This is a genomic window from Streptococcus urinalis 2285-97, from assembly GCF_000188055.2.
GTDB lineage: Bacteria > Bacillota > Bacilli > Lactobacillales > Streptococcaceae > Streptococcus > Streptococcus urinalis.
The window spans coordinates 428,375-446,789 of record NZ_AEUZ02000001.1 but is presented as its reverse complement, the minus strand read 5'-3'; the positions used below and the strand labels follow the sequence as shown (position 1 = coordinate 446,789).

At 34.6% G+C, this 18,415-nt stretch carries 20 protein-coding genes; 5 read left to right on the top strand and 15 right to left on the bottom strand.

Features of this window, described 5'->3' with window-relative positions; translation table 11 throughout:
- Positions 1-9 precede the first annotated feature (9 nt).
- The 6 genes from STRUR_RS02210 to STRUR_RS02185 all read right to left on the bottom strand — a co-directional run bounded on the left by STRUR_RS02210 (position 10) and on the right by STRUR_RS02185 (position 7,151).
- Entirely contained in the window at positions 10-267 is a 258-nt protein-coding gene (locus STRUR_RS02210; protein WP_006739771.1) for a DUF896 family protein, read from the bottom strand.
- Between the two features lie 78 nt (positions 268-345).
- Entirely contained in the window at positions 346-2,382 is a 2,037-nt protein-coding gene (glyS, locus tag STRUR_RS02205) for a glycine--tRNA ligase subunit beta (protein WP_006740483.1), read from the bottom strand.
- Positions 2,382-3,299 (bottom strand): glycine--tRNA ligase subunit alpha, encoded by a 918-nt coding sequence (gene glyQ / locus STRUR_RS02200; RefSeq protein ID WP_006739360.1) that lies wholly within the window; start codon positions 3,297-3,299, stop codon positions 2,382-2,384. Before glyQ ends, glyS begins: the two co-directional genes overlap by 1 nt.
- Before the next feature lie 321 nt (positions 3,300-3,620).
- A complete protein-coding gene (locus tag STRUR_RS02195) occupies positions 3,621-4,151 on the bottom strand; it encodes an isoprenylcysteine carboxyl methyltransferase family protein (protein WP_006738987.1) in 531 nt (176 codons plus the stop codon).
- Positions 4,152-4,269: 118 nt separating this feature from the next.
- Positions 4,270-5,418 carry an N-acetylglucosamine-6-phosphate deacetylase gene (gene nagA / locus STRUR_RS02190; protein WP_006739508.1) on the bottom strand — a complete coding sequence of 383 codons (1,149 nt, stop codon included), beginning with the start codon at positions 5,416-5,418 and terminating at the stop codon, positions 4,270-4,272.
- 101 nt (positions 5,419-5,519) lie between these two features.
- Complete coding sequence (locus STRUR_RS02185) at positions 5,520-7,151, bottom strand: Na/Pi cotransporter family protein (protein WP_006740257.1); 1,632 nt, start codon at positions 7,149-7,151, stop codon at positions 5,520-5,522.
- A 208-nt stretch (positions 7,152-7,359) separates the two neighbouring features.
- Here STRUR_RS02185 and STRUR_RS02180 point away from each other — a divergent pair, with 208 nt between their 5' ends.
- Complete coding sequence (locus STRUR_RS02180) at positions 7,360-8,058, top strand: RodZ family helix-turn-helix domain-containing protein (RefSeq protein ID WP_006740286.1); 699 nt, start codon at positions 7,360-7,362, stop codon at positions 8,056-8,058.
- A 47-nt stretch (positions 8,059-8,105) separates the two neighbouring features.
- On the opposite strand, the gene STRUR_RS02175 is transcribed toward STRUR_RS02180, so the two are convergent.
- Positions 8,106-8,948 (bottom strand): DegV family protein, encoded by an 843-nt coding sequence (locus tag STRUR_RS02175; RefSeq protein ID WP_006740219.1) that lies wholly within the window; start codon positions 8,946-8,948, stop codon positions 8,106-8,108.
- A 130-nt stretch (positions 8,949-9,078) separates the two neighbouring features.
- On the opposite strand from STRUR_RS02175, the gene STRUR_RS02170 reads away from it, so the two are divergent.
- Positions 9,079-9,636, top strand: coding sequence for a TetR/AcrR family transcriptional regulator (locus STRUR_RS02170; protein ID WP_006739849.1), 558 nt, complete (start codon positions 9,079-9,081; stop codon positions 9,634-9,636).
- 27 nt (positions 9,637-9,663) lie between these two features.
- On the opposite strand, the gene STRUR_RS02165 is transcribed toward STRUR_RS02170, so the two are convergent.
- Both STRUR_RS02165 and STRUR_RS02160 read right to left on the bottom strand, forming a co-directional pair.
- Positions 9,664-10,485: a Cof-type HAD-IIB family hydrolase gene (locus STRUR_RS02165; protein WP_006739404.1), complete on the bottom strand. Its 822-nt coding sequence runs from the start codon at positions 10,483-10,485 to the stop codon at positions 9,664-9,666.
- Positions 10,482-11,108: a trimeric intracellular cation channel family protein gene (locus STRUR_RS02160; RefSeq protein WP_006738398.1), complete on the bottom strand. Its 627-nt coding sequence runs from the start codon at positions 11,106-11,108 to the stop codon at positions 10,482-10,484. Before STRUR_RS02160 ends, STRUR_RS02165 begins: the two co-directional genes overlap by 4 nt.
- 161 nt (positions 11,109-11,269) lie before the next feature.
- On the opposite strand from STRUR_RS02160, the gene STRUR_RS02155 reads away from it, so the two are divergent.
- Together STRUR_RS02155 and STRUR_RS02150 are read left to right on the top strand one after the other, a co-directional pair.
- The gene (locus tag STRUR_RS02155) at positions 11,270-11,449 is read left to right on the top strand and encodes a hypothetical protein (RefSeq protein ID WP_006740453.1); all 180 of its coding nucleotides are present in this window, start codon (positions 11,270-11,272) and stop codon (positions 11,447-11,449) included.
- 87 nt (positions 11,450-11,536) lie between these two features.
- The gene (locus STRUR_RS02150; RefSeq protein ID WP_006740661.1) at positions 11,537-11,722 is read left to right on the top strand and encodes a hypothetical protein; all 186 of its coding nucleotides are present in this window, start codon (positions 11,537-11,539) and stop codon (positions 11,720-11,722) included.
- A 32-nt stretch (positions 11,723-11,754) separates the two neighbouring features.
- Here STRUR_RS02150 and STRUR_RS02145 read toward each other — a convergent pair whose 3' ends face one another.
- Positions 11,755-12,180 (bottom strand): CopY/TcrY family copper transport repressor, encoded by a 426-nt coding sequence (locus tag STRUR_RS02145; RefSeq protein WP_006739034.1) that lies wholly within the window; start codon positions 12,178-12,180, stop codon positions 11,755-11,757.
- 143 nt (positions 12,181-12,323) lie between these two features.
- Between STRUR_RS02145 and STRUR_RS02140 the strand changes: the two genes are divergently transcribed.
- Positions 12,324-13,328 (top strand): alpha/beta hydrolase fold domain-containing protein, encoded by a 1,005-nt coding sequence (locus STRUR_RS02140; RefSeq protein ID WP_006739271.1) that lies wholly within the window; start codon positions 12,324-12,326, stop codon positions 13,326-13,328.
- A gap of 23 nt (positions 13,329-13,351) precedes the next feature.
- On the opposite strand, the gene rbfA is transcribed toward STRUR_RS02140, so the two are convergent.
- Genes rbfA through nusA form a run of 5 tightly spaced genes read right to left on the bottom strand, consistent with a single transcriptional unit; the run spans position 13,352 to position 18,357 of the window.
- Positions 13,352-13,699, bottom strand: a complete 348-nt coding sequence (gene rbfA / locus STRUR_RS02135; RefSeq protein ID WP_006738673.1) for a 30S ribosome-binding factor RbfA — start codon at positions 13,697-13,699, stop codon at positions 13,352-13,354.
- 37 nt (positions 13,700-13,736) lie between these two features.
- On the bottom strand, positions 13,737-16,568 hold the full coding sequence (infB, locus tag STRUR_RS02130) for a translation initiation factor IF-2 (RefSeq protein ID WP_006739827.1): 2,832 nt from the start codon (positions 16,566-16,568) through the stop codon (positions 13,737-13,739).
- Positions 16,569-16,587: 19 nt separating this feature from the next.
- The gene (locus STRUR_RS02125; RefSeq protein ID WP_006740391.1) at positions 16,588-16,890 is read right to left on the bottom strand and encodes a YlxQ-related RNA-binding protein; all 303 of its coding nucleotides are present in this window, start codon (positions 16,888-16,890) and stop codon (positions 16,588-16,590) included.
- Entirely contained in the window at positions 16,883-17,179 is a 297-nt protein-coding gene (gene rnpM, locus STRUR_RS02120) for an RNase P modulator RnpM (protein WP_006738503.1), read from the bottom strand. Before rnpM ends, STRUR_RS02125 begins: the two co-directional genes overlap by 8 nt.
- Before the next feature lie 20 nt (positions 17,180-17,199).
- Entirely contained in the window at positions 17,200-18,357 is a 1,158-nt protein-coding gene (gene nusA, locus STRUR_RS02115) for a transcription termination factor NusA (protein WP_006738873.1), read from the bottom strand.
- Between the last annotated feature and the right edge of the window lie 58 nt (positions 18,358-18,415).

The following is an 18,415-nucleotide window of genomic DNA, read 5'->3' as shown; positions in this document are numbered from 1 at the left end:
TAGCTTTTTTCAAGAATTTGGATCGTCCAATGAACGACCATGTATTCCTTTTTCTCTTTGAACTTGACGAAGTTTTTCAGGAGTTACGTCATTACCTTCTTCATCTACAACTTTAATGCCTTCAATATGATGACGAATTGAACGGCGATAGCCTTCAAGATATTCTTCACGAAGTTTTTCTTGTTCTATTTTTTCATCAGCCGTTAATCCTTCATTTTTTTTCTTTTTAGCAAGCTCATTTATACGAGCAATTTTTTCAGGCGTCATTCTGATCCCTCCATAACTTAGATAAATTTCAGATACCCTTATGAACAACGTTTCAGTACTTACCTAGACAATGACTGATTATTTGCTGTTAAGTTTGTTAAATGCTGCAATTGCTTTAGCTTTTTGTGTTAGTGCTGAAAGTATTGCCAAACGATTTGTTTTAATTTCAATATTATCTACCATAACCATCGTGTTATCAAAGAAAGCATTAATAATAGTTCTCAATTCAAATAGTTGATTTAGTTTTTCTTTAGCACTTCCTTTTAAAACAAGATTATCTGTTACATTTGCTAATTCTTCTTCGTAATGATTCTCAAACAAATCAGGATTAATTGGGGTGTTTTCCGATGCTTTTTCCCCTAGATTGAAGACACGTGATAATGATTCAACAGCTTCTTTATATTCTGGACTTTGTTTTGCAGCGACTAAAGCATCTGCAACTTCCAGCATTTCAGGAACAATAAATGTTGAACTATTGAGAACAGCTTCTTTAATATCTTTTGGAGTTTTCCCCATCATCTTATCCACACGTGCTTTGATAAAATCAATCACATCTTTCTTGTGGTCGTAGGTTAAGCTTGCAAACGTCAAGTCATAAGCATCATCAACTAACTTATCCATTGGAATATCCAAATCAAATTGATCTAAAATTCTTACAATACCTTGTGTGGCACGGCGTAATGCATATGGATCATTAGAACCTGAAGGAATCAGTTCAACTGAGAAAAATGAGAACAAGGTATCTAATTTATCTGCTAGCGCAAGAATGGCACCAACTTTTGTTTCAGGTAATTGACCATCAGCAGAATTAGGAAGGTAGTGTTCACGAATTGCAGTTGCTACAGCTTTATCTTCACCAGCTAATAAAGCATATTTTTCACCCATAATCCCTTGAAGTTCATCAAACTCTCCAACCATACCTGTTAACAAGTCAAATTTATAAATGTGAGCGGCACGATCAAGAGAATTTGTTTCTTCGGTACTTAGGTTGGCCTTTTTAGCCAAGTAATCTGCAATAACTTGTGTTCTTTCCATGTGTTCATATAAAGAGCCAATCTTTTCGTGGAAAGTTACTTGTTTTAATTTTTCAACTAATTCAGCAATATTTAATTTTTGATCTTCTCTCCAGAAAAATTCCCCGTCTTCGAGTCGAGCAACTAAAACTTTTTCGTTTCCTTTGACAACATTTTCTAGATGCTCTGCATTCCCATTTCTAACTGAAATAAAGTTAGGTTTTAAGTTTCCATTTAGATCACGAACGACGAAATAACGTTGATGATTCTTCATTGATGTGACAAGCACTTCTTCTGGTACATCAAGATACTTATCATCAAAACTGCCCATAAATGCTGTTGGGTATTCAACTAAGTTCAAAACTTCATTTAGTAAATCGTCATCAATTTCAACCTGAACTTGTTCTTTTGTTTCAATTTCTTTAATTTGTTGCACAATCAAATCTTGACGTTCTTTAGGATCAGCAATGACAAACACAGAACGCATGTCTTCTTCATAAGTTTCTGGACTCGTAATCTTGACTTCTTTTCCAAGGAACCGATGTCCACGACTTATTTGATTTGAATGAATATCTAAGAAATCTAAGTCTAATGCTTTTTCATCTAACAAAGCAACTAAAGTATGCACAGGTCGAATGTATTCAAAACTATTTTTTGCCCAATGCATTGTTACTGGGAACGTTAATGAAGCTAAAACGTCTGGTATCGCCTTAAGAACTTCTTCTACATCTTTTCCAATTTCATGTTTTGTTACATAAACATATTCTTCGCCTTTTAACTCGCGAAATTCAATATCATCGACCGTTAACCCTTTACCCCTGACAAATCCTTGTGCTGCTTTTGAAAAATTACCATCTTGATCAAGTGCAATTTTTTTAGACGGCCCTTTAAAATCTTCCGTTAAATCAGACTGTTTGTCTGACAAACCATTAACACGAACTGCTAATCGACGTGGAGTTGAAAATGTCTCAATAGTTTCATAAGATAAGCGATTTTCTTTTAAGAAGTCTGCCATTTTTTGACCAAGTTGATTTTCACTGGCTGTAACGACATAAGCTGGTAATTCTTCTATACCTAATTCAACTAATAAATTCTTTGTCATTATTCTGCATCCTCCTTAAGTAATTGTGCTCTTGTTTCTTCATCTAATAATGGAAATCCTAATTTTCGACGTTCTTCAACAAATGTCTTCGCAACTACACGGGCCAAATTACGAATACGAGCGATATAACCTGCACGTTCTGTTACAGAAACTGCACCCCTAGCATCTAATAAATTGAAGGTGTGTGAACATTTCAAGACATAGTCATATGCTGGGTGAACAAGTCCTTCTTCTAAAGCACGTTTTGCTTCTTGTTCAAATTTTTCAAAATTATCAAGTAGCATTTCTTGATTTGATACTTCAAAAGAATATTTTGAATGCTCATATTCGGGTTGTAGAAAAATTTCACCATATTTAACACCTGGCGCCCACTCAATATCATAAACAGAATCAACTTCTTGGATATAAGATGCTAAACGTTCTAAACCATAGGTTACTTCTGATGTCACTGGTGAAGTGGCTAAACCACCAACTTGTTGAAAATAGGTAAATTGTGTGATTTCCATCCCATCTAACCAAACTTCCCAGCCCAAGCCGGCAGATCCAGTTGATGGGTTTTCCCAGTTATCTTCTACAAAACGAATATCGTGTTCTAAAGGATCAATACCTAATTTTTCAAGTGATTCTAAGTAAAGTTCTTGAATATTACTTGGTGAGGGTTTCATCACAACCTGAAATTGATGATGTTGATAAAGTCTATTTGGATTTTCACCATAACGCCCATCATCAGGACGGCGTGAAGGCTCAACATAAGCGGCATTCCATGGTTCTGGACCAATAGCTCGTAAAAATGTATATGGGCTCATTGTTCCAGCACCTTTTTCATTATCATAGGCTTGCATAAGCATACAACCTTTATCATTCCAATATTGTTGAAGTGTAAGGATTATTTCTTGAAACGTTAATTTTTTTGACATCATCATTCTCCTTCTGACCTTATGGCAATTTGAGTTAACTAAATTGATAAAACAGTATAGGATAAAAGAAAAACCACATCTTTAACCTCCTATACCTTTTGGCATAGGGGCGTCAAAGACGCGGTTCCACCCTAATTTATTACTTCATTTTGATTTTACATTAGTTCATTAAAAAGTGCCAATACTTAAATTATTTTACTCATCTTTCACTAACATGAGCTCGCTCTAAAAATAGTTTTTTAAGTACCTCTTCTTATTGAGACAGTATAACAAAAAATAATAAAGCTGTCTACTATCTATTATAGTAGTCTTTATTTTAAATTAACGTTTAATACCATTTGGAATAATAATTGTCCTCAATAGACGATTTTCTTCTTTAATTCTCAAATAAATGGCAAAACAATAAAGAGGTAAAACAATGATAGCAGTATATTTAGCATGACATAGTAAAACTATTCCTACTAATTCAGGACCAATGTTTAAAAAATAATTTGGATGCTTTACAACTCTAAACAACCAGTGATCCACGTAAAGGTGATTATTAGCTAGCATTAATTTAACCGTCCAGATACTACCTAATAAACGCGTGACAGTGTGTAAAACAATCACAGAAAAAATCATAAGACACAAACCTAAAAGACTGATGTGAGTAAATGATGCTTTCTTAACAATAGCTTCGGTTAATGCCGAAAAATATAGAATTATGTGCAAAATAGTTATGGCTTTTGAGACACCTACTCCGTACTCTGTAGCACCGTTCATTCTTAGTGCTTTTTCATTCTTGATTGATAATTTTAAGTAGGCTAAACGGATAATAAACATGATAAGCATGCTACAAATAATAATTGACATTTTTATCTCCTATTGTATTTATATGATAGTACAATATTATAAAAAATAATTGGTTTTATGTCAAATCTTTTTGTCATCTTACTTTAATAAATTAAAAAAGACTAAATAAATAGTCTTTTTAGGCTTTCCAAACTTCCTCACCGTTCAAATAGGTTGATACTAATTCCAAGTCTTTATCTAAAACAATAAAGTCTGCGTCATAATTTTCTTTGATTTGCCCACAAACATCATCAATCCCAACTGATACAGCTGGTACATAGCTACTCATATGAATCGCTTGTTCTGGTGTTGCAATACCCCAAGAAACAACATTCTTTATCCCATCTTTTAATTTTAAAATTGAACCAGCAAGATTTCCACTATCTTTAAGACGAGCAGTCCCATTTTCTACAATAACTGGAAATTCACCTAGCATATAATCACCATCTGAAGAACCACCTGCACGCATGCAGTCAGTAATCATTGCGACACGGTCGTGACCTTTTTGGTGCATCAGTATTTCACACGCTACTGGTGATACATGATGACCATCACAGATAAGCTCTGCATAGGTATCTGGAATATTGTATACAGCACCAACCATTCCTGGTTCTCTGTGTGTAAGGCCTCTCATTCCATTATAAGCGTGCACCCAAACTGATGCCCCAGCCTCGGTAATTTCCTTTGCTTCATTATAAGTTCCATTAGAATGGCCTAGTGCCACTGTAACTCCTTGTTTTGTAACAGTTGAAACAAATTCAGCAACATTTTCTCTTTCTGGTGCTAAGGCAATTTTAGTTATTAGTCCATTGGCAGCTTTTTGCCATTTTTCAAATTCTACCAAACTAGGATTTTTCATATAGATTGGATTTTGGGCACCTTTATACTCTTCAGTAAAGTAAGGTCCTTCGAAGTAAATACCACGAATTTTTGCGCCTTTTTCACTACCAGCAACAGAAGCGACTGTAGCCGAAACAGCTTCGAGTCTTTCAGACGATGAGGTTAAAGTTGTTGGTAAGAATGATGTGACACCTGTAGACAGCAAGCCTTCACTCATTGTATGAATCCCATCAGCTGAATTATCCATAACATCAGCACCACCAAAACCATGAATATGAGTGTCAACTAATCCAGGAGCAATTTGAAAACCACTATAATCAATAATAACTCCTTCAGAAGGTTTTTCTTTAGTCCATTGGCCAAATTTACCATCAACTATTTCTAAGTAACCCCCTTCTTTTACACCTTCAAGGTAATAAAAACGATCTGCATGTATATATTTTGTCATTTTATTTCCTCCACTATTGTCATTATACGCCTTATTTTTTCATTTGTAAATGGTATATACCACTTTAGATAAAAAATAAATTAGCGATAAAAATCACCAATTTAAATTTGAGAGAGAGTAACTTTTTCGGCTAAATTTAAAGCATGGTCAGTAATTCTAGTGTAGTGTGACATGATATCAATAAAGCTAATTCCAGCTTGAGCACTACACTGACCATTGTTTAACCTTGAAATATGTGTTTTCCGTAATTTTCGTTCTAAATGTTTGACCTTTTTATGACGAATAATAATATCATTAGCAAGGCTAACATCTTCGTCTACAATAGCTTTTATGGCATCTAATACAATTTGATGAGTTAGCTGATACATCATTTCCATCTCTTCTTGATCTATATCAGAAAAACCCACTTTTTTCTTTATCATATTATGAATTAATTGACCCAATGCATCAGCATGATCTCCAATTCTTTCTAAATCCCTAGTTGCATCTAAAACACCAGCTAATAGTTCATTTTCTCTAGGACTTAAACTTTCATTTGAAATATTAACAAGATAAGAAGTCAAAGCTTCATCTATATTATCTACTGTTGCTTCAAAAGTTGCAATCTTCTTAGCATACCTTATATCTTTGTGATTAATATAATAGTAGGATGCTTCAAAAGCTTGTATTGCATACGATGCTAATTGTATTAATTCTTTTTTGGCATTTCCTAAAGCAATTGAAGGTGCTTGTGTGATTAAAAGGGGATCCAGAAAAATAGTATGGTACTTTGGAGTCTTATCTTGACCTGGAATTATTTTCTCAACACAAAGTGCTAATGCTCCAATAAACGGGAACAATAAAATTGTATTTGCAATATTAAAGAGACCATGTGCAAAAGCAATCGTCATCTCTGGAGTTAAGGTTAAATGAAATTCCAACCAGTCAATTAGACTTGTATAGGGTACTAAAAACACCATAAAAATAATTGTGCCAATAACATTGAAAAGAACATGTGCTGCAGCAACTCTTTTGGCTGAAGCTGTTGCTCCAATAGCAGCTAACACTGCTGTAATACAGGTCCCAATATTACTACCAAGTAGTATGGGAATAGAACCTTGTAAATCTAATAAGTGACTCGAAAATAAACCTTGAATAATACCTATGATAGCTGCAGAAGATTGGATCAGCATGGTTAAACCAGTTCCGATAAAGATACCTTGAAAAGGTTTTCCACCCAAGGTTGCTAAGTAAGTTTGAAAGACTTCGACAGATTTTAAAGGCTCCATCGCATCTCCCATAATGTTTAAGGAGAAAAAAATCCCCCCAATTCCAAAGATAACACGGCCGATTTGATTTAACTTACGGTTTTTTGTAAAACAAAGAAAGAGTGCACTAACAAATAGCATTGGTAAGGCATAATCACCTAACTTAAAACCAATTAAAAATGATGTCACTGTTGTCCCAATGTTGGCACCCATAACAATACCTATAGCCTGCCTAAGTGTTAATAAACCTGCTGAGACTAATCCTACAGTAATAACAGTCACACCAGAACTTGATTGAATTAATGCAGACATAGCAAGACCCACTAAAATGCCTAATAATGGATTACTAGTGTATTTATCAATGTAATACCTTAACTTATCACCCGCCGCCTGCTGTAAGCCATCACCCATATATTTGATACTAAATAAAAATAGACCTAAACCTCCTAAAAAATAAAAGATGACTTCTTGCCAATTAATAGACACTTTAATTTCCTCAACTTATTATAATTTTGTCATAAAATGATATTATTATTTTAAATGATATACTCATTTATGACAAGTTGTTTTTAATTTTTATCATCTTTTTATTATTTTTATTGGGTAAAATAATAAATGCAGTTGTTTCAAAAGTACTATTTTCAATTTTTAAAATAAAAGCTATAATAGTAATGAGTTATGAAAGGGAGTTACTATGAAACAGAAAAAAAATGAAACCATCTATTTAATGTTAAGTATTATTTTAATAGCCGTTGGAGGTATGGTTTACCTTTTATATGGAACGGAATCATCAAGTACTTCTGTAACAACTTCAAGTTCAAATGCTGTGACCAAAAATCAATCAACAAAAGAGGCAGAAAAACTAATTAAAGAATTAGAAGCAAACCCAAGTAAAGAATTACTGGAAAAAGCTCAAGCCGCATTGGATAAAGTTGATAATCCTAAAAAAGATAGCCTTCAAAAAAGAATTACAGCCATCTCCGAATTTATCAAGGCACAAGAATTAGTGTCTGCTGTTGAGACCAATCCAACACAAGGAAACTTAGATACTGCTAAAGAAGCTGTTAATCAGTTAGCAGACGGTGATAGAAAAACCAAGCTTCAAAAACGTTTAGATGCAATCGTTATTCCAAGCACTAATGCTTCAGTTGACCAATCAGAAGATATTTCTGTTCCAGAAAGCAGTGCTGTAGAAGACAATAACACGGCTGATAATAGTCAAGCAACAGCTGGTAATTCACAAAGCACACCAACCATTCAAAATCAACAGCCAACAACACCCTCAGTTACTATTCCAAATACATCTACACCTCAAACCCCTACACCAAGTGAATCTCAAACGACACCTTCAGCATCAAGTAATGAACAACCCAATCCAAATACTGATTCGTAATCTGCTACAGAAACAAATCCATAAAAAAAAGAGCGACTGCTCTTTTTTTATATTTCATATCCCATTAGGATTCCTTCTTTTTCAGCATAAAAACTACATAAGCCAGAGAGGTCTTGTCTAATGATTTCAGCATTTGGAAACAGAGGTTTTATCAATTCTTCTAACTGCTGACAAATTTTTTCATTTTTTTGGTTCCCAATAAACACTTTTCCACCTTTGTAGCCAGATTTTAACATTTCTTCATAGGTTGCTTTGACTGCCTTTTTTTGGCCCCTTGCTTTCTGCAAAAGTTCCAAAGTTCCTTCCGAGCTAGCTTGTCCTACCATTCTGATGTTTAATAAACCAACTACCTTACCAACTAGTTTACTGAGTCGACCATTTTTCACTAAATTATCCACTTTGGCAAGAACAAAAATGAGTTTTGTCTTTTCTTGATAAGCCTTAATTTTCTCTACCACTTCTTCAAATATGAGACCTTCAGCTATGAGATTCTCTAATTTCATGGCTAGTAAATCCATTTCACCTCCAGCTGAAAGACTGTCAATTATATGAATTTGGGTATCTGGACGCTCTTCTAAATATAAATTTTTCGCAAGACTAGCGCTATTATAACTTCCGGATAAATTACTCGTAATAGTGATGACAATAATCTTATCATAGCCACGATAAGCATTAAGAAAAGCATCTGGACTTGGACAGCTAGATTTTGTCGGTAAATCATTGGCATACATTGAATTCATCATATCTTCAATATCCAAACCATAGTCATCAACATAAACTGAATTTCCAACTTGCAATGTTAAAGGGACTCTTTCAAAGTGTAAATGTGGAACATTTTGTGTCAAAGCTTTTAAATCACAACCTGAATCAACAACAATTTTCCATGTCATATTCTTTTTCCTCGTCTTCTATTCTCAAAAATAATTTGACAAACAAACTATTTTCACTTAAAATTATATCATTAATAGACAGATATTACTGTATTGTCTAATCTGATGTCACAAAAGAGGAGAATTTGTCATGCCTGAAAAAGTTATATCTGAAAAGTCATTAGACAACCTCACTAAGGCCAATAAAATATCTCGACAACTAACATGTGAAGCTATTGAGACTTCTTTACTATTGCTTCTAAAAGAAAAAACTTTTGATGCTATTTCAATTTCAGAATTAGTTCGTAAAGCTGGTGTTTCAAGAAATGCTTTTTACAGAAATTACTCATCAAAATTAAGTATTTTAGAAAGCATCATCAAATCAGTCATTAGAAGACTTTTTAAACAACTCAAAACCTTTGATTTAAAAACACAGCACGATCAAGTTTGGCTTTTTTTATTTCAGGAAGCTAAAAAAGAGGCTAGTCTCTTAAAAATCATTACTGAGCAACATCTACAGCCAGTCTTAATTTCTTTAGTTGCCAAACGACTTAAAGCATACCAAAGATTAAGTCAACACGTCATTTCTAAATACAAAAGTTCATTTTGGAGCAATGCTGTCGTTTCTGTTTTGTCAAATTGGATTTCTGATGATATGGTCATTCCAGCTGAAGAAATGGCAAATTTAGGATTGCCATTATTAACCTAAAAAAACTCTAGTTTACTAGAGTTTTTTTTAGTTATTTAAAACGTACTTATAGATGGCCTCTCCAACACCAGCTTGATCATTATCAAGTGTGATGACGTCACAGTTATCTTTTACCTTTTGACTTGCATTTCCCATTGCTACACTTAAACCTGCAAATTGCAACATTTCTAAATCATTTGCAGCATCACCTAATGCCATAATTTCTTCTGGATCAATACCTAGTACAACTGCTAATTCTCTTAGTCCAGTAGCTTTGGTCACATCTTTTGGCATCACTTCATAGATATGTTTTTGACTACGAACTGGACTATAGGCATTTCTTAATTCTGGACCATATTGTTTTTCAAAAACATCTAAAGCTTCTTCTGGCCCCATATACATTGCTTGAAAAAGAATTTCTTGTGATGCTTCAATAGCCTCAATACTTGCAGCTTGACATGTTGTAAAAACAGATTTTGCATCATCAGATACAAGCTTAGAGACTCTTTCAGATACTGAAAAATAAGTATTTTCACCAGTTACCGTTAATTCTATTTCTGGAAAAGAAAGAGTCAGGCTTTGAAGTGCTTCTATCTGGCGTGGCGTTAATTGGTGATAAGCAACAAGCTCCCAATTTTTAGTACTATAAGTGGAACAGCCATTATTTAAAATAACATATTCTTCATTTTGTAATCCTAATCCTAGTTGTTCAAAGAATGGTTTTGTTCCTGATTTTGGTCTACCAGTACAAAGAACAATTTTGACACCAGCTTCTACAGCTGCTTTAATAGCTTCACTATTTTTTTTAGGAATTTTTTTCTCAGAATTTAATAATGTTCCATCCAAATCGATTGCAATGAGTTTAATCATGTGTTCTCCTTATCTTGTTTCCAATTAATTTTAGGCAAATGCCACTTTTTCTTATTACCTATCATCCGAAGAGCCGTTAAAACTACTACCAATACATAGTATTCGATGTCCGTTGTCGCTATTTTAAAGAAAAGTACTAAACCAGCAATAATCGACCATCCAGCATAAACTTCACTTCGTAAAACATTTGGTTTTCGACCTGCCAAAACATCTCTTACGACACCACCACCAGCACCTGTTAAAACAGCAGCAACAATAACTGCACTAAGAGGCTGTTCTAATCTAACCGCATGAAGAGCTCCTTGAACACTAAAGGCTGCTAAACCAATAGCATCAGTTAAGACTTCTGCTCTGACCCAACCTTTTGCAACAACTTTCGGGAATAACATAATAATAATCATTGCACCTAAGGCAAAATGAAACTCTGGACCTTGTCCCCATAATGCATTTATAGGAAGACCAATTAGAACGTTTCTAATAGCACCACCACCAAAAGCTGTGACAAATCCTAAAACAAATATACCTAAGATATCAAATTCTTCTTCCATTGCTACAATAGCACCTGAAAGTGCAAAAGCAATTGTGCCAATGATACTGAGAATATCCCAAACATTAATGGCCATTTTCCCCTCCAACTCTTCTTCTAATACTAGTTTATCACGAAAAAATGATGTGTAAAGTATATTGATAATAACTTTAGTGTTGTTTTATTGATACAATATTTACACAATGACTTATTTTTAGTATGATTAATTCATTATTTTATTAAAGAAAGGTTACAATAATGAAGAAATTATTATTAACATCTGCAGTAACTCTTTTAACTGCAACCACTTTTGCAACAGCTACACAGGTAAGTGCTAAACAAACTGACAGTTTTAAAGTAAGATACGAAAAATGGAAGAAAGAACAAGCTGATAAAAGAAATGCTGAAAAAACCAGTCGTCAAGCATTTGCCCAATAAGAAGAAAAAAGCAAAGTAACAAGTGATATTGAGAGTAACAAACAATTAGATGACGTCTATGCTAAGGCTGTATCTGAAATTCAAAATATGAAAGACGGCAAGTATGGTGGACTATCAGATTCACAAGTAGATTCCTATCTCAAAAAGTTAAGTGATTATAAAGAAGGATATTACACATTTGGATCCATTGAACGTATTCTAAATGAAGCGAAAGCAACTCATGACCGTCAATGGGGAAACCACCGGTTTGCAATTCCAAATAGTCAACGTTAATAAAAAAAGTAGCTAAAAGAGTTAGCTACTTTTTAAGCTTGAAGATGATGATGACATTGACATTGCCCTGGTAAGCAATGACAAACGACTGTGTCTACAGCTTCTTTTTTATCTAATAACTGTTTTAACTGTTCAATATTACTTTTAGTCATCGGCGTTTCTGAGATTAATTTTGCAATGTATTTACTATGATTAGTCACACAGATTTTAGAAAACACATTATCTATTTCTTCTTCTTGAAATTGATCTTGATTTATCTCAGCGGTATAAAGAAATGCTCTACCTTGTCTGTGACTTGATATAGCCTGTTTTTCAACAAGTCTTAAAATCAATGTTTTAATCGTTGAATCACTCCAAGCAAACTTTTTTTGAAGAATTTCAATAATTTCTGAACTTTTGATATCTTTTTTTGCCCAAATAACACGCATAACTTCCCATTCAGATGCGGAAATTGTCATTTAATCACTTCCTTTTGAATCTACATTTGTAAATATATAATATCAAATTTTCTAGATTTTTTGAATTAATTAAACTAAATTACCTTGACAATTTTTTCTTATTTAGTATTATTGTATTATATCAGTAATATGAAAGGACTTTTATGTTATCCATTAAGAAAAAATGTTTACTATTTTTGACTGTTCTTGTTCTTATGTCTCTTGGTCAAACCACTTATGCCAGTTCTAGATCATGGAAAAGCTGGCTTATTGAACAGTACTTCTGGTTAAAAGGTGATAAGAGCTATTACAAACCACAAGATGATGTTGACTTTAAGAAATACCTTGATGAATCTCAAGCGGAAACTGACAAAGGTTATAGCCTAACTAATAATGATGTCTATGGTCAACTAAAGAGTGAATCACTTGAAGGAATGCAAGTATATAGTTGGAATGACCATCACAATCCCAAACAAAAGACAATTTTTTACCTGCATGGTGGTTCTTATTTAAATAATCCTACTTCATACCATATCAGCATGTTAAAAGAACTGTCTCAAACATTAGATGCAAAAATTGTGTTTCCTATTTATCCAAAGACACCTAGAAACACTTACTATACCGTTATGCCTAAGGTAGTCAATGTCTACCGTCATTTCCATCAACAAAATCAGGAAAATTTCTTTTTAATGGGAGATTCAGCTGGTGGTGGATTGGCTTTGGGTTTGGGACACGCTTTAAATTATGAAGCAAAACCCTACACTTTGCTTCAACCAAAACGAATAATCCTGCTTTCGCCTTGGCTTGATGTCACCATGTCACACCCAGAAATAAAAGATTATGAAAAAACGGATCCTATCTTATCTGCTTGGGGTTTAAAACGCGTCGGTGAATATTGGGCAAGAAGTAAAGATTTAATGACACATGAATATGTTAGTCCCAAAAATGGAAGAACTGATCATTTAGCACCGATCTCTCTCTTTACAGGGACTAGAGAAATTTTTTATCCTGATATCCGTGATTATGCTAAACTGTTAAAAGAAAGAAATCATGATGTCACTTACTACGAAAAAGCAGGAATGAATCATGTTTATCCAATTTATCCAATTTCTGAAGCAAATGAAGCAAAAGAACAGATTAGACAAGAGATTATCAAATCAAGTACTTAAAAAAAGAGCCAACTGGCTCTTTTTTAATCTTTATCCAAATCGCGCAACATTTGATCAATTTTATTACCATATTCAATCGAATTATCTTTTTCAAATGTTAAATCTGGAATTTTATACATTTTTAGGTTTTTACCAAGTTCTCGTTTAATGGTTCCAGTTGCTTTTTCTAAGCCTGTTTGTGCTTTTTGATTATCTGAGGCTAACTCACTCATAATAGTGTAATATACTTTAGCAGCAGATAAATCACCAAGCATCTGAACATCAGTTATGGTAATTCCTTGGACTCGTGGATCACGTACTTTCTTTTGAAGGATTTCATTGACCTCACGTTTAATCTCCATACCAACACGATCAACGCGATGATTTGCCATGATTGGCCTCCTCAATTTTTATTTGATTAGGAAGTGATTATTTGCGTTTGATTTCTTCCATAATGTAAGCTTCAATATTGTCATCTACTTGAAGGTCATTAAATTTATCAATCATCAAACCACCTTCTTGTGCATTTCCGACTTCTTTGACATCGTCTTTATAATGCTTCAAGCTGACTAACTGACCATCAAAGATAACAACGCCATCACGAATCACACGAACACTTGAATCACGTGTTACTTTACCATTAAGAACCATAAATCCACCAATTGTACCAACTTTAGATACTTTAAAGGTTTCACGGATAACCGCTTCACCAAGAATTTTTTCTTCAAATTCTGGATCAAGTTTACCTTTCATAGCTTCTTCAACTTCTTCAATGACCTTGTAAATAATACTGTGTAAGCGAATTTCAACTTCATCACTTTCTGCTTGCTGACGCGCTTGAGGTGTCGGACGAACATTAAAACCAATAATAACAGCATTTGAAGCTTCGGCTAGTGTAACATCTGACTCATTAATCGCACCCACTGCAGAGTGGACAACATTTACACGAACACCTTCAACATCAATCTTAAGTAATGATGCTGCTAAGGCTTCAACAGAACCTTGAACATCTGCTTTGATGATTACATTAACTGTTTTAACTTCACCAGCTTTAAGGGTATCAAATAGATTTTCTAAGCTGACACGTTGTGTGTTTTGACGTTGTTTAAGAAGGGCACGTTTAGCACGTTCCTCACCTGCTGCACGCGCTGCTTTCTCATCTTCATAAACCGCAAAATGATCTCCTGCCATTGGTGTTTCATTTAAACCTGTAATTGATACTGGTGTAGATGGTTCAGCAGATTTGACACGACGACCCAAGTCATTTGTCATGGCACGAACACGACCAAATGTATTTCCGACGACTATTGGATCTTGAACGTGTAAAGTACCTTGTTGTACAAGGAGTGTTGCGACGGCACCTTTTCCTTTATCAAGGCGAGCTTCAATAACAGTACCAATAGCTCTTACTTGTGGATCAGCTTTTAATTCTTCCATTTCAGCAACAAGGAGAACAGTTTCTAGTAATTCTTGGATATTCTTACCAAATTTAGCAGAAATTTCAACAAATTCGCTATCACCGCCCCATGCTGTTGAGATGATACCGTGCTCTGCTAATTCACCAATAACACGTTCTGGATTGGCACCTGGTTTATCAATCTTATTGATAGCAACAATAATAGGAACCCCAGCAGCTTTTGAATGATTAATTGCTTCAACTGTTTGTGGCATAACACCATCATCAGCGGCAACAATTAAGATTGTAATGTCTGTAACTGAAGCGCCACGTGCACGCATACTTGTAAAGGCAGCATGTCCTGGAGTATCTAGGAAAGTGATTTTTTTTCCAGCTTCAACAATTTGGTAAGCACCAATATGTTGTGTAATACCTCCTGCTTCACCAGTTGCAACTCGTGAGTTTCTTAAGGTATCAAGTAATGTTGTTTTACCATGGTCAACGTGTCCCATGATTGTAACAACAGGTGCTCTTTCAACTAAGTTTTCAGCTTGTAGATAGTCATCAGCTTCAAAGAAACGTTCAATATCAGCATTATCAACTTCAACTTTAGCATGAGCCTCAATACCATAATCTACCATTAACAATTCAATTGTATCACCATCTAGTGATTGGTTTTGAGTTGCCATAACTCCCATCATAAAGAGTTTTTTAACAATTTCTGCAGGTTCACGTTTGATACGTTTTGCAATTTCTGCAACCGTCATTCCTTCAGTATACTCAAATTCTTTTGGTAATTCATGGAATTTACGCTCCGTTACTGGTTTTGGAGTATTGTTATTATTCCGGTTGTTTTTACCTTTTTTGTTTTTCTTATTGTTGTTCCAGTTACTATTTCTTTGATTTCTCACTTGGTTTTGATTATTCCAGCTTTTCTTATTTTTAGTTTGTTTTGGTCCATCTTCATTTTCATGACTAAAATCACGTGATTTTTCTGGACGATTTTGTTTTTTACGTCTTGTATCAGTAACTTGTTTGGCAACTGATTCAGGCGCAACAGTATTTTGAACTTTGGATTCTGAAGCTTTTTGCTTTCTAACCGCTTCTTGCTTTTTAGCGTTTTCTCGTTCAATTCGCGCATTTTCTTGAGCTTTTTTCGCTTGTCGTCTTGCTTCTTCTTGCTCTTTAAAACGCTTTTCACTTTGACGTGAGTATTCTGCGTTTTGTTCTGCCTTCAATGCAGCTGCTCTTGCTTTGAAATCAATACGTTGACCACTTTGTTGTCTACTTTGATTTTTATTGTCTGCTTGCGACGACTGTTGATTCCTTTGTTTGCGGAAATCATGTTGTTGGTTTCCTCGTGAATCTCTACTATTATCAAAAGTGCGGTTCGATGATCGACGATCAGATTTAAAACCTGACTGGCGATTGCCATTTTGTGACGAAGACTGACCTTGTTGATTTTGATGATTATCACGTCTACGATCAGTTTGTCGCTTATTAGCATTTTGTTGACGTCTTGCTTCTTGCTCTTTAGCTCGCGCTTCACGTTCTGCTTTAAAATTACGACTTTTTGGTCTAGCAACAACTGTTTGATTTGTTTTTTCGCTTTGCTCTTTTGTCGAATTTGTAGCTGTTTGCGTTTTTTCGTTTACTTCTTTTTTTGGCTTAGGCTTTTCTGATGATTCTTTTGTTACCGTTGAATTTCCATCGTTAAAGCTAGCTGTGATACGTTGAGCATCCGCTTCTTCAACACTAGAAGCATGACTTTTAACAGCCATTCCAAGTGATTGAGCACGCTCAACAACTTCCTTACTACTTTTACCAATTTCTTTGGCAATTTCATGTAATCTTTTCTTTGACAATTGGTGTCCTCCTATTCGTCTATTCCATAAGAGTCCTCATTTTCTTTGAAAATCCAGCATCTGCAACGGCAACCACTTTTCGTGGTTTACCTAATGCAGAACTTAATTCCAGTGTTGTAAACACTGTGGAGACTTCTACATTATAATAATGACTTTTATCAGTTATCTTTTTACTTAGATTTGGTCCTGCATCATTTGCTAGAAAAATCAGTTTTCCTTTTTGAGATTGAATTGCTTTAACAACTAATTCTTCTCCTGTAATAACTTTTCCAGCACGCTGTGCCAGACCTAGTAAATGAGATAAACGTTCTCGATTATTCAAGTCCTAACTCTCTTCTTTTTACTTTATGGTCAACATAAGCAATCAGTTCATCATAAAATGTCTCAGGTATATCCATTGAAAAACTTCTATTAAAAACTTTTCTCTTTTTGGCTTCTAGAGCTTCTTGATTATCAAGTTTGATATAAGCTCCTCTACCATTTTTCTTTCCACTTGGATCGATTGAGATGTCACCTTCTTTTGTTTTAACAATACGAAGTAAATCACGTTTGTCAATAACGTCACCTGATACAACAGACTTTCTTAAAGGTATTTTCTTTGTCTTTGCCATTAAACACCTCTTTTTCCTTATTATTCTGAATCGCTTTCTGGTGTTTCAACTGAATCTGAGCTTTCTTCACTCAGTTGTGCTTCTCTTTCAGCTTCCATTTGGTCATATTCACTAGCAGATTTGATATCAATTCGATAACCTGTTAGGTGGGCAGCTAAACGAACATTTTGTCCTCTACGACCAATAGCTAATGATAATTTGCTATCAGGTACAACGACCGTTGCGCGTTTGTTATCTGTTTCATCAAATAAAACCATATCAACTTCTGCTGGTGCAATAGCATTGTAGATAAATTCAGCCGCATCATCAACCCATTGAATAACGTCAATGTTTTCTTCAACTGGAATTTCAAGTCCAGTTTTTGCATCAATACGTTTTGGATGGAATTTACTGATGACTTTTTTAATGTTTGACCCGCCACGACCAACGATGGTACCAATAGCATCCACATTAGGATTGTGACTTCTTACAGCAACCTTGGTACGATCACCAGCTTCGCGTGATACACTCATTATTTCAACTGTTCCATCAAATACTTCTGGAATTTCTTGTTCCATAATGCGTTTGATAAATTCTGGATGGCTACGGCTAACAAAAACATTAACCCCTTTTGGATTATTTTCAACTTTGTAGACATAGACTTCAATGCGGTCATGTGATTTGAATGTTTCACCTGGAATTTGATCTTGATGTGACAATTGTGCTTCAAGTGAACCAAGATTTACATAAATGAAACGTTGGTCAAAACGCTCAACCGTTCCAGTCATGATTTCACCTTCATGTTCTTTATACTCATTAAAAGTAACTTCACGCATTTGGCGACGCATTTTTTCCATTATAGTTTGTTTAGCAGATTGTGCAGCAACACGTCCAAATTCAGCCACAGACTCTTCAAAACGAATTTTATCACCTAATTCGTAAGCTGAGCTAATGGCTAAAGCGTCTTTCAAGCTAATCTCTAAACGACTGTCAAAGACTTCTTCAACAACTTCTCTCACAGTGAAAACTTGGAAATCACTAGTTTTCTCATTGTATTCAATAACACAAGATTCGGATTGACCATAACGACGTTTGTAAGCTGATTTTAGTGACTCTGTAACAGCTTCAATGATATCATCTTTATTGATGTGTTTTTCTTCTTCCAATACTCGGAAGGCTTCTAGCATTTCTTTGCTCATAGTTTATGATGCTTTGCTTCACGCAAAAGCATGATTCCTTTCTGATTGTTCTCTTTTT

Excerpts from the sequence above, each read along its gene's own strand:
- STRUR_RS02210 (WP_006739771.1), bottom strand. The coding sequence starts at position 267 with ATGACGCCTGAAAAAATTGCTCGTATAAATGAGCTTGCTAAAAAGAAA.
- STRUR_RS02145 (WP_006739034.1), bottom strand. The coding sequence starts at position 12,180 with ATGACAATTTCCGCATCTGAATGGGAAGTTATGCGTGTTATTTGGGCA.
- STRUR_RS02195 (WP_006738987.1), bottom strand. The coding sequence starts at position 4,151 with ATGTCAATTATTATTTGTAGCATGCTTATCATGTTTATTATCCGTTTA.
- nusA (WP_006738873.1), bottom strand. The coding sequence starts at position 18,357 with ATGAGCAAAGAAATGCTAGAAGCCTTCCGAGTATTGGAAGAAGAAAAA.
- STRUR_RS02180 (WP_006740286.1), top strand. The coding sequence starts at position 7,360 with ATGAAACAGAAAAAAAATGAAACCATCTATTTAATGTTAAGTATTATT.
- STRUR_RS02155 (WP_006740453.1), top strand. The coding sequence starts at position 11,270 with ATGAAGAAATTATTATTAACATCTGCAGTAACTCTTTTAACTGCAACC.
- STRUR_RS02170 (WP_006739849.1), top strand. The coding sequence starts at position 9,079 with ATGCCTGAAAAAGTTATATCTGAAAAGTCATTAGACAACCTCACTAAG.
- rnpM (WP_006738503.1), bottom strand. The coding sequence starts at position 17,179 with ATGGCAAAGACAAAGAAAATACCTTTAAGAAAGTCTGTTGTATCAGGT.
- nagA (WP_006739508.1), bottom strand. The coding sequence starts at position 5,418 with ATGACAAAATATATACATGCAGATCGTTTTTATTACCTTGAAGGTGTA.
- STRUR_RS02165 (WP_006739404.1), bottom strand. The coding sequence starts at position 10,485 with ATGATTAAACTCATTGCAATCGATTTGGATGGAACATTATTAAATTCT.
- STRUR_RS02140 (WP_006739271.1), top strand. The coding sequence starts at position 12,324 with ATGTTATCCATTAAGAAAAAATGTTTACTATTTTTGACTGTTCTTGTT.
- glyS (WP_006740483.1), bottom strand. The coding sequence starts at position 2,382 with ATGACAAAGAATTTATTAGTTGAATTAGGTATAGAAGAATTACCAGCT.
- STRUR_RS02175 (WP_006740219.1), bottom strand. The coding sequence starts at position 8,948 with ATGACATGGAAAATTGTTGTTGATTCAGGTTGTGATTTAAAAGCTTTG.
- glyQ (WP_006739360.1), bottom strand. The coding sequence starts at position 3,299 with ATGTCAAAAAAATTAACGTTTCAAGAAATAATCCTTACACTTCAACAA.
- rbfA (WP_006738673.1), bottom strand. The coding sequence starts at position 13,699 with ATGGCAAATCATCGCGTTGATCGTGTTGGTATGGAGATTAAACGTGAG.
- STRUR_RS02160 (WP_006738398.1), bottom strand. The coding sequence starts at position 11,108 with ATGGCCATTAATGTTTGGGATATTCTCAGTATCATTGGCACAATTGCT.
- STRUR_RS02150 (WP_006740661.1), top strand. The coding sequence starts at position 11,537 with ATGAAAGACGGCAAGTATGGTGGACTATCAGATTCACAAGTAGATTCC.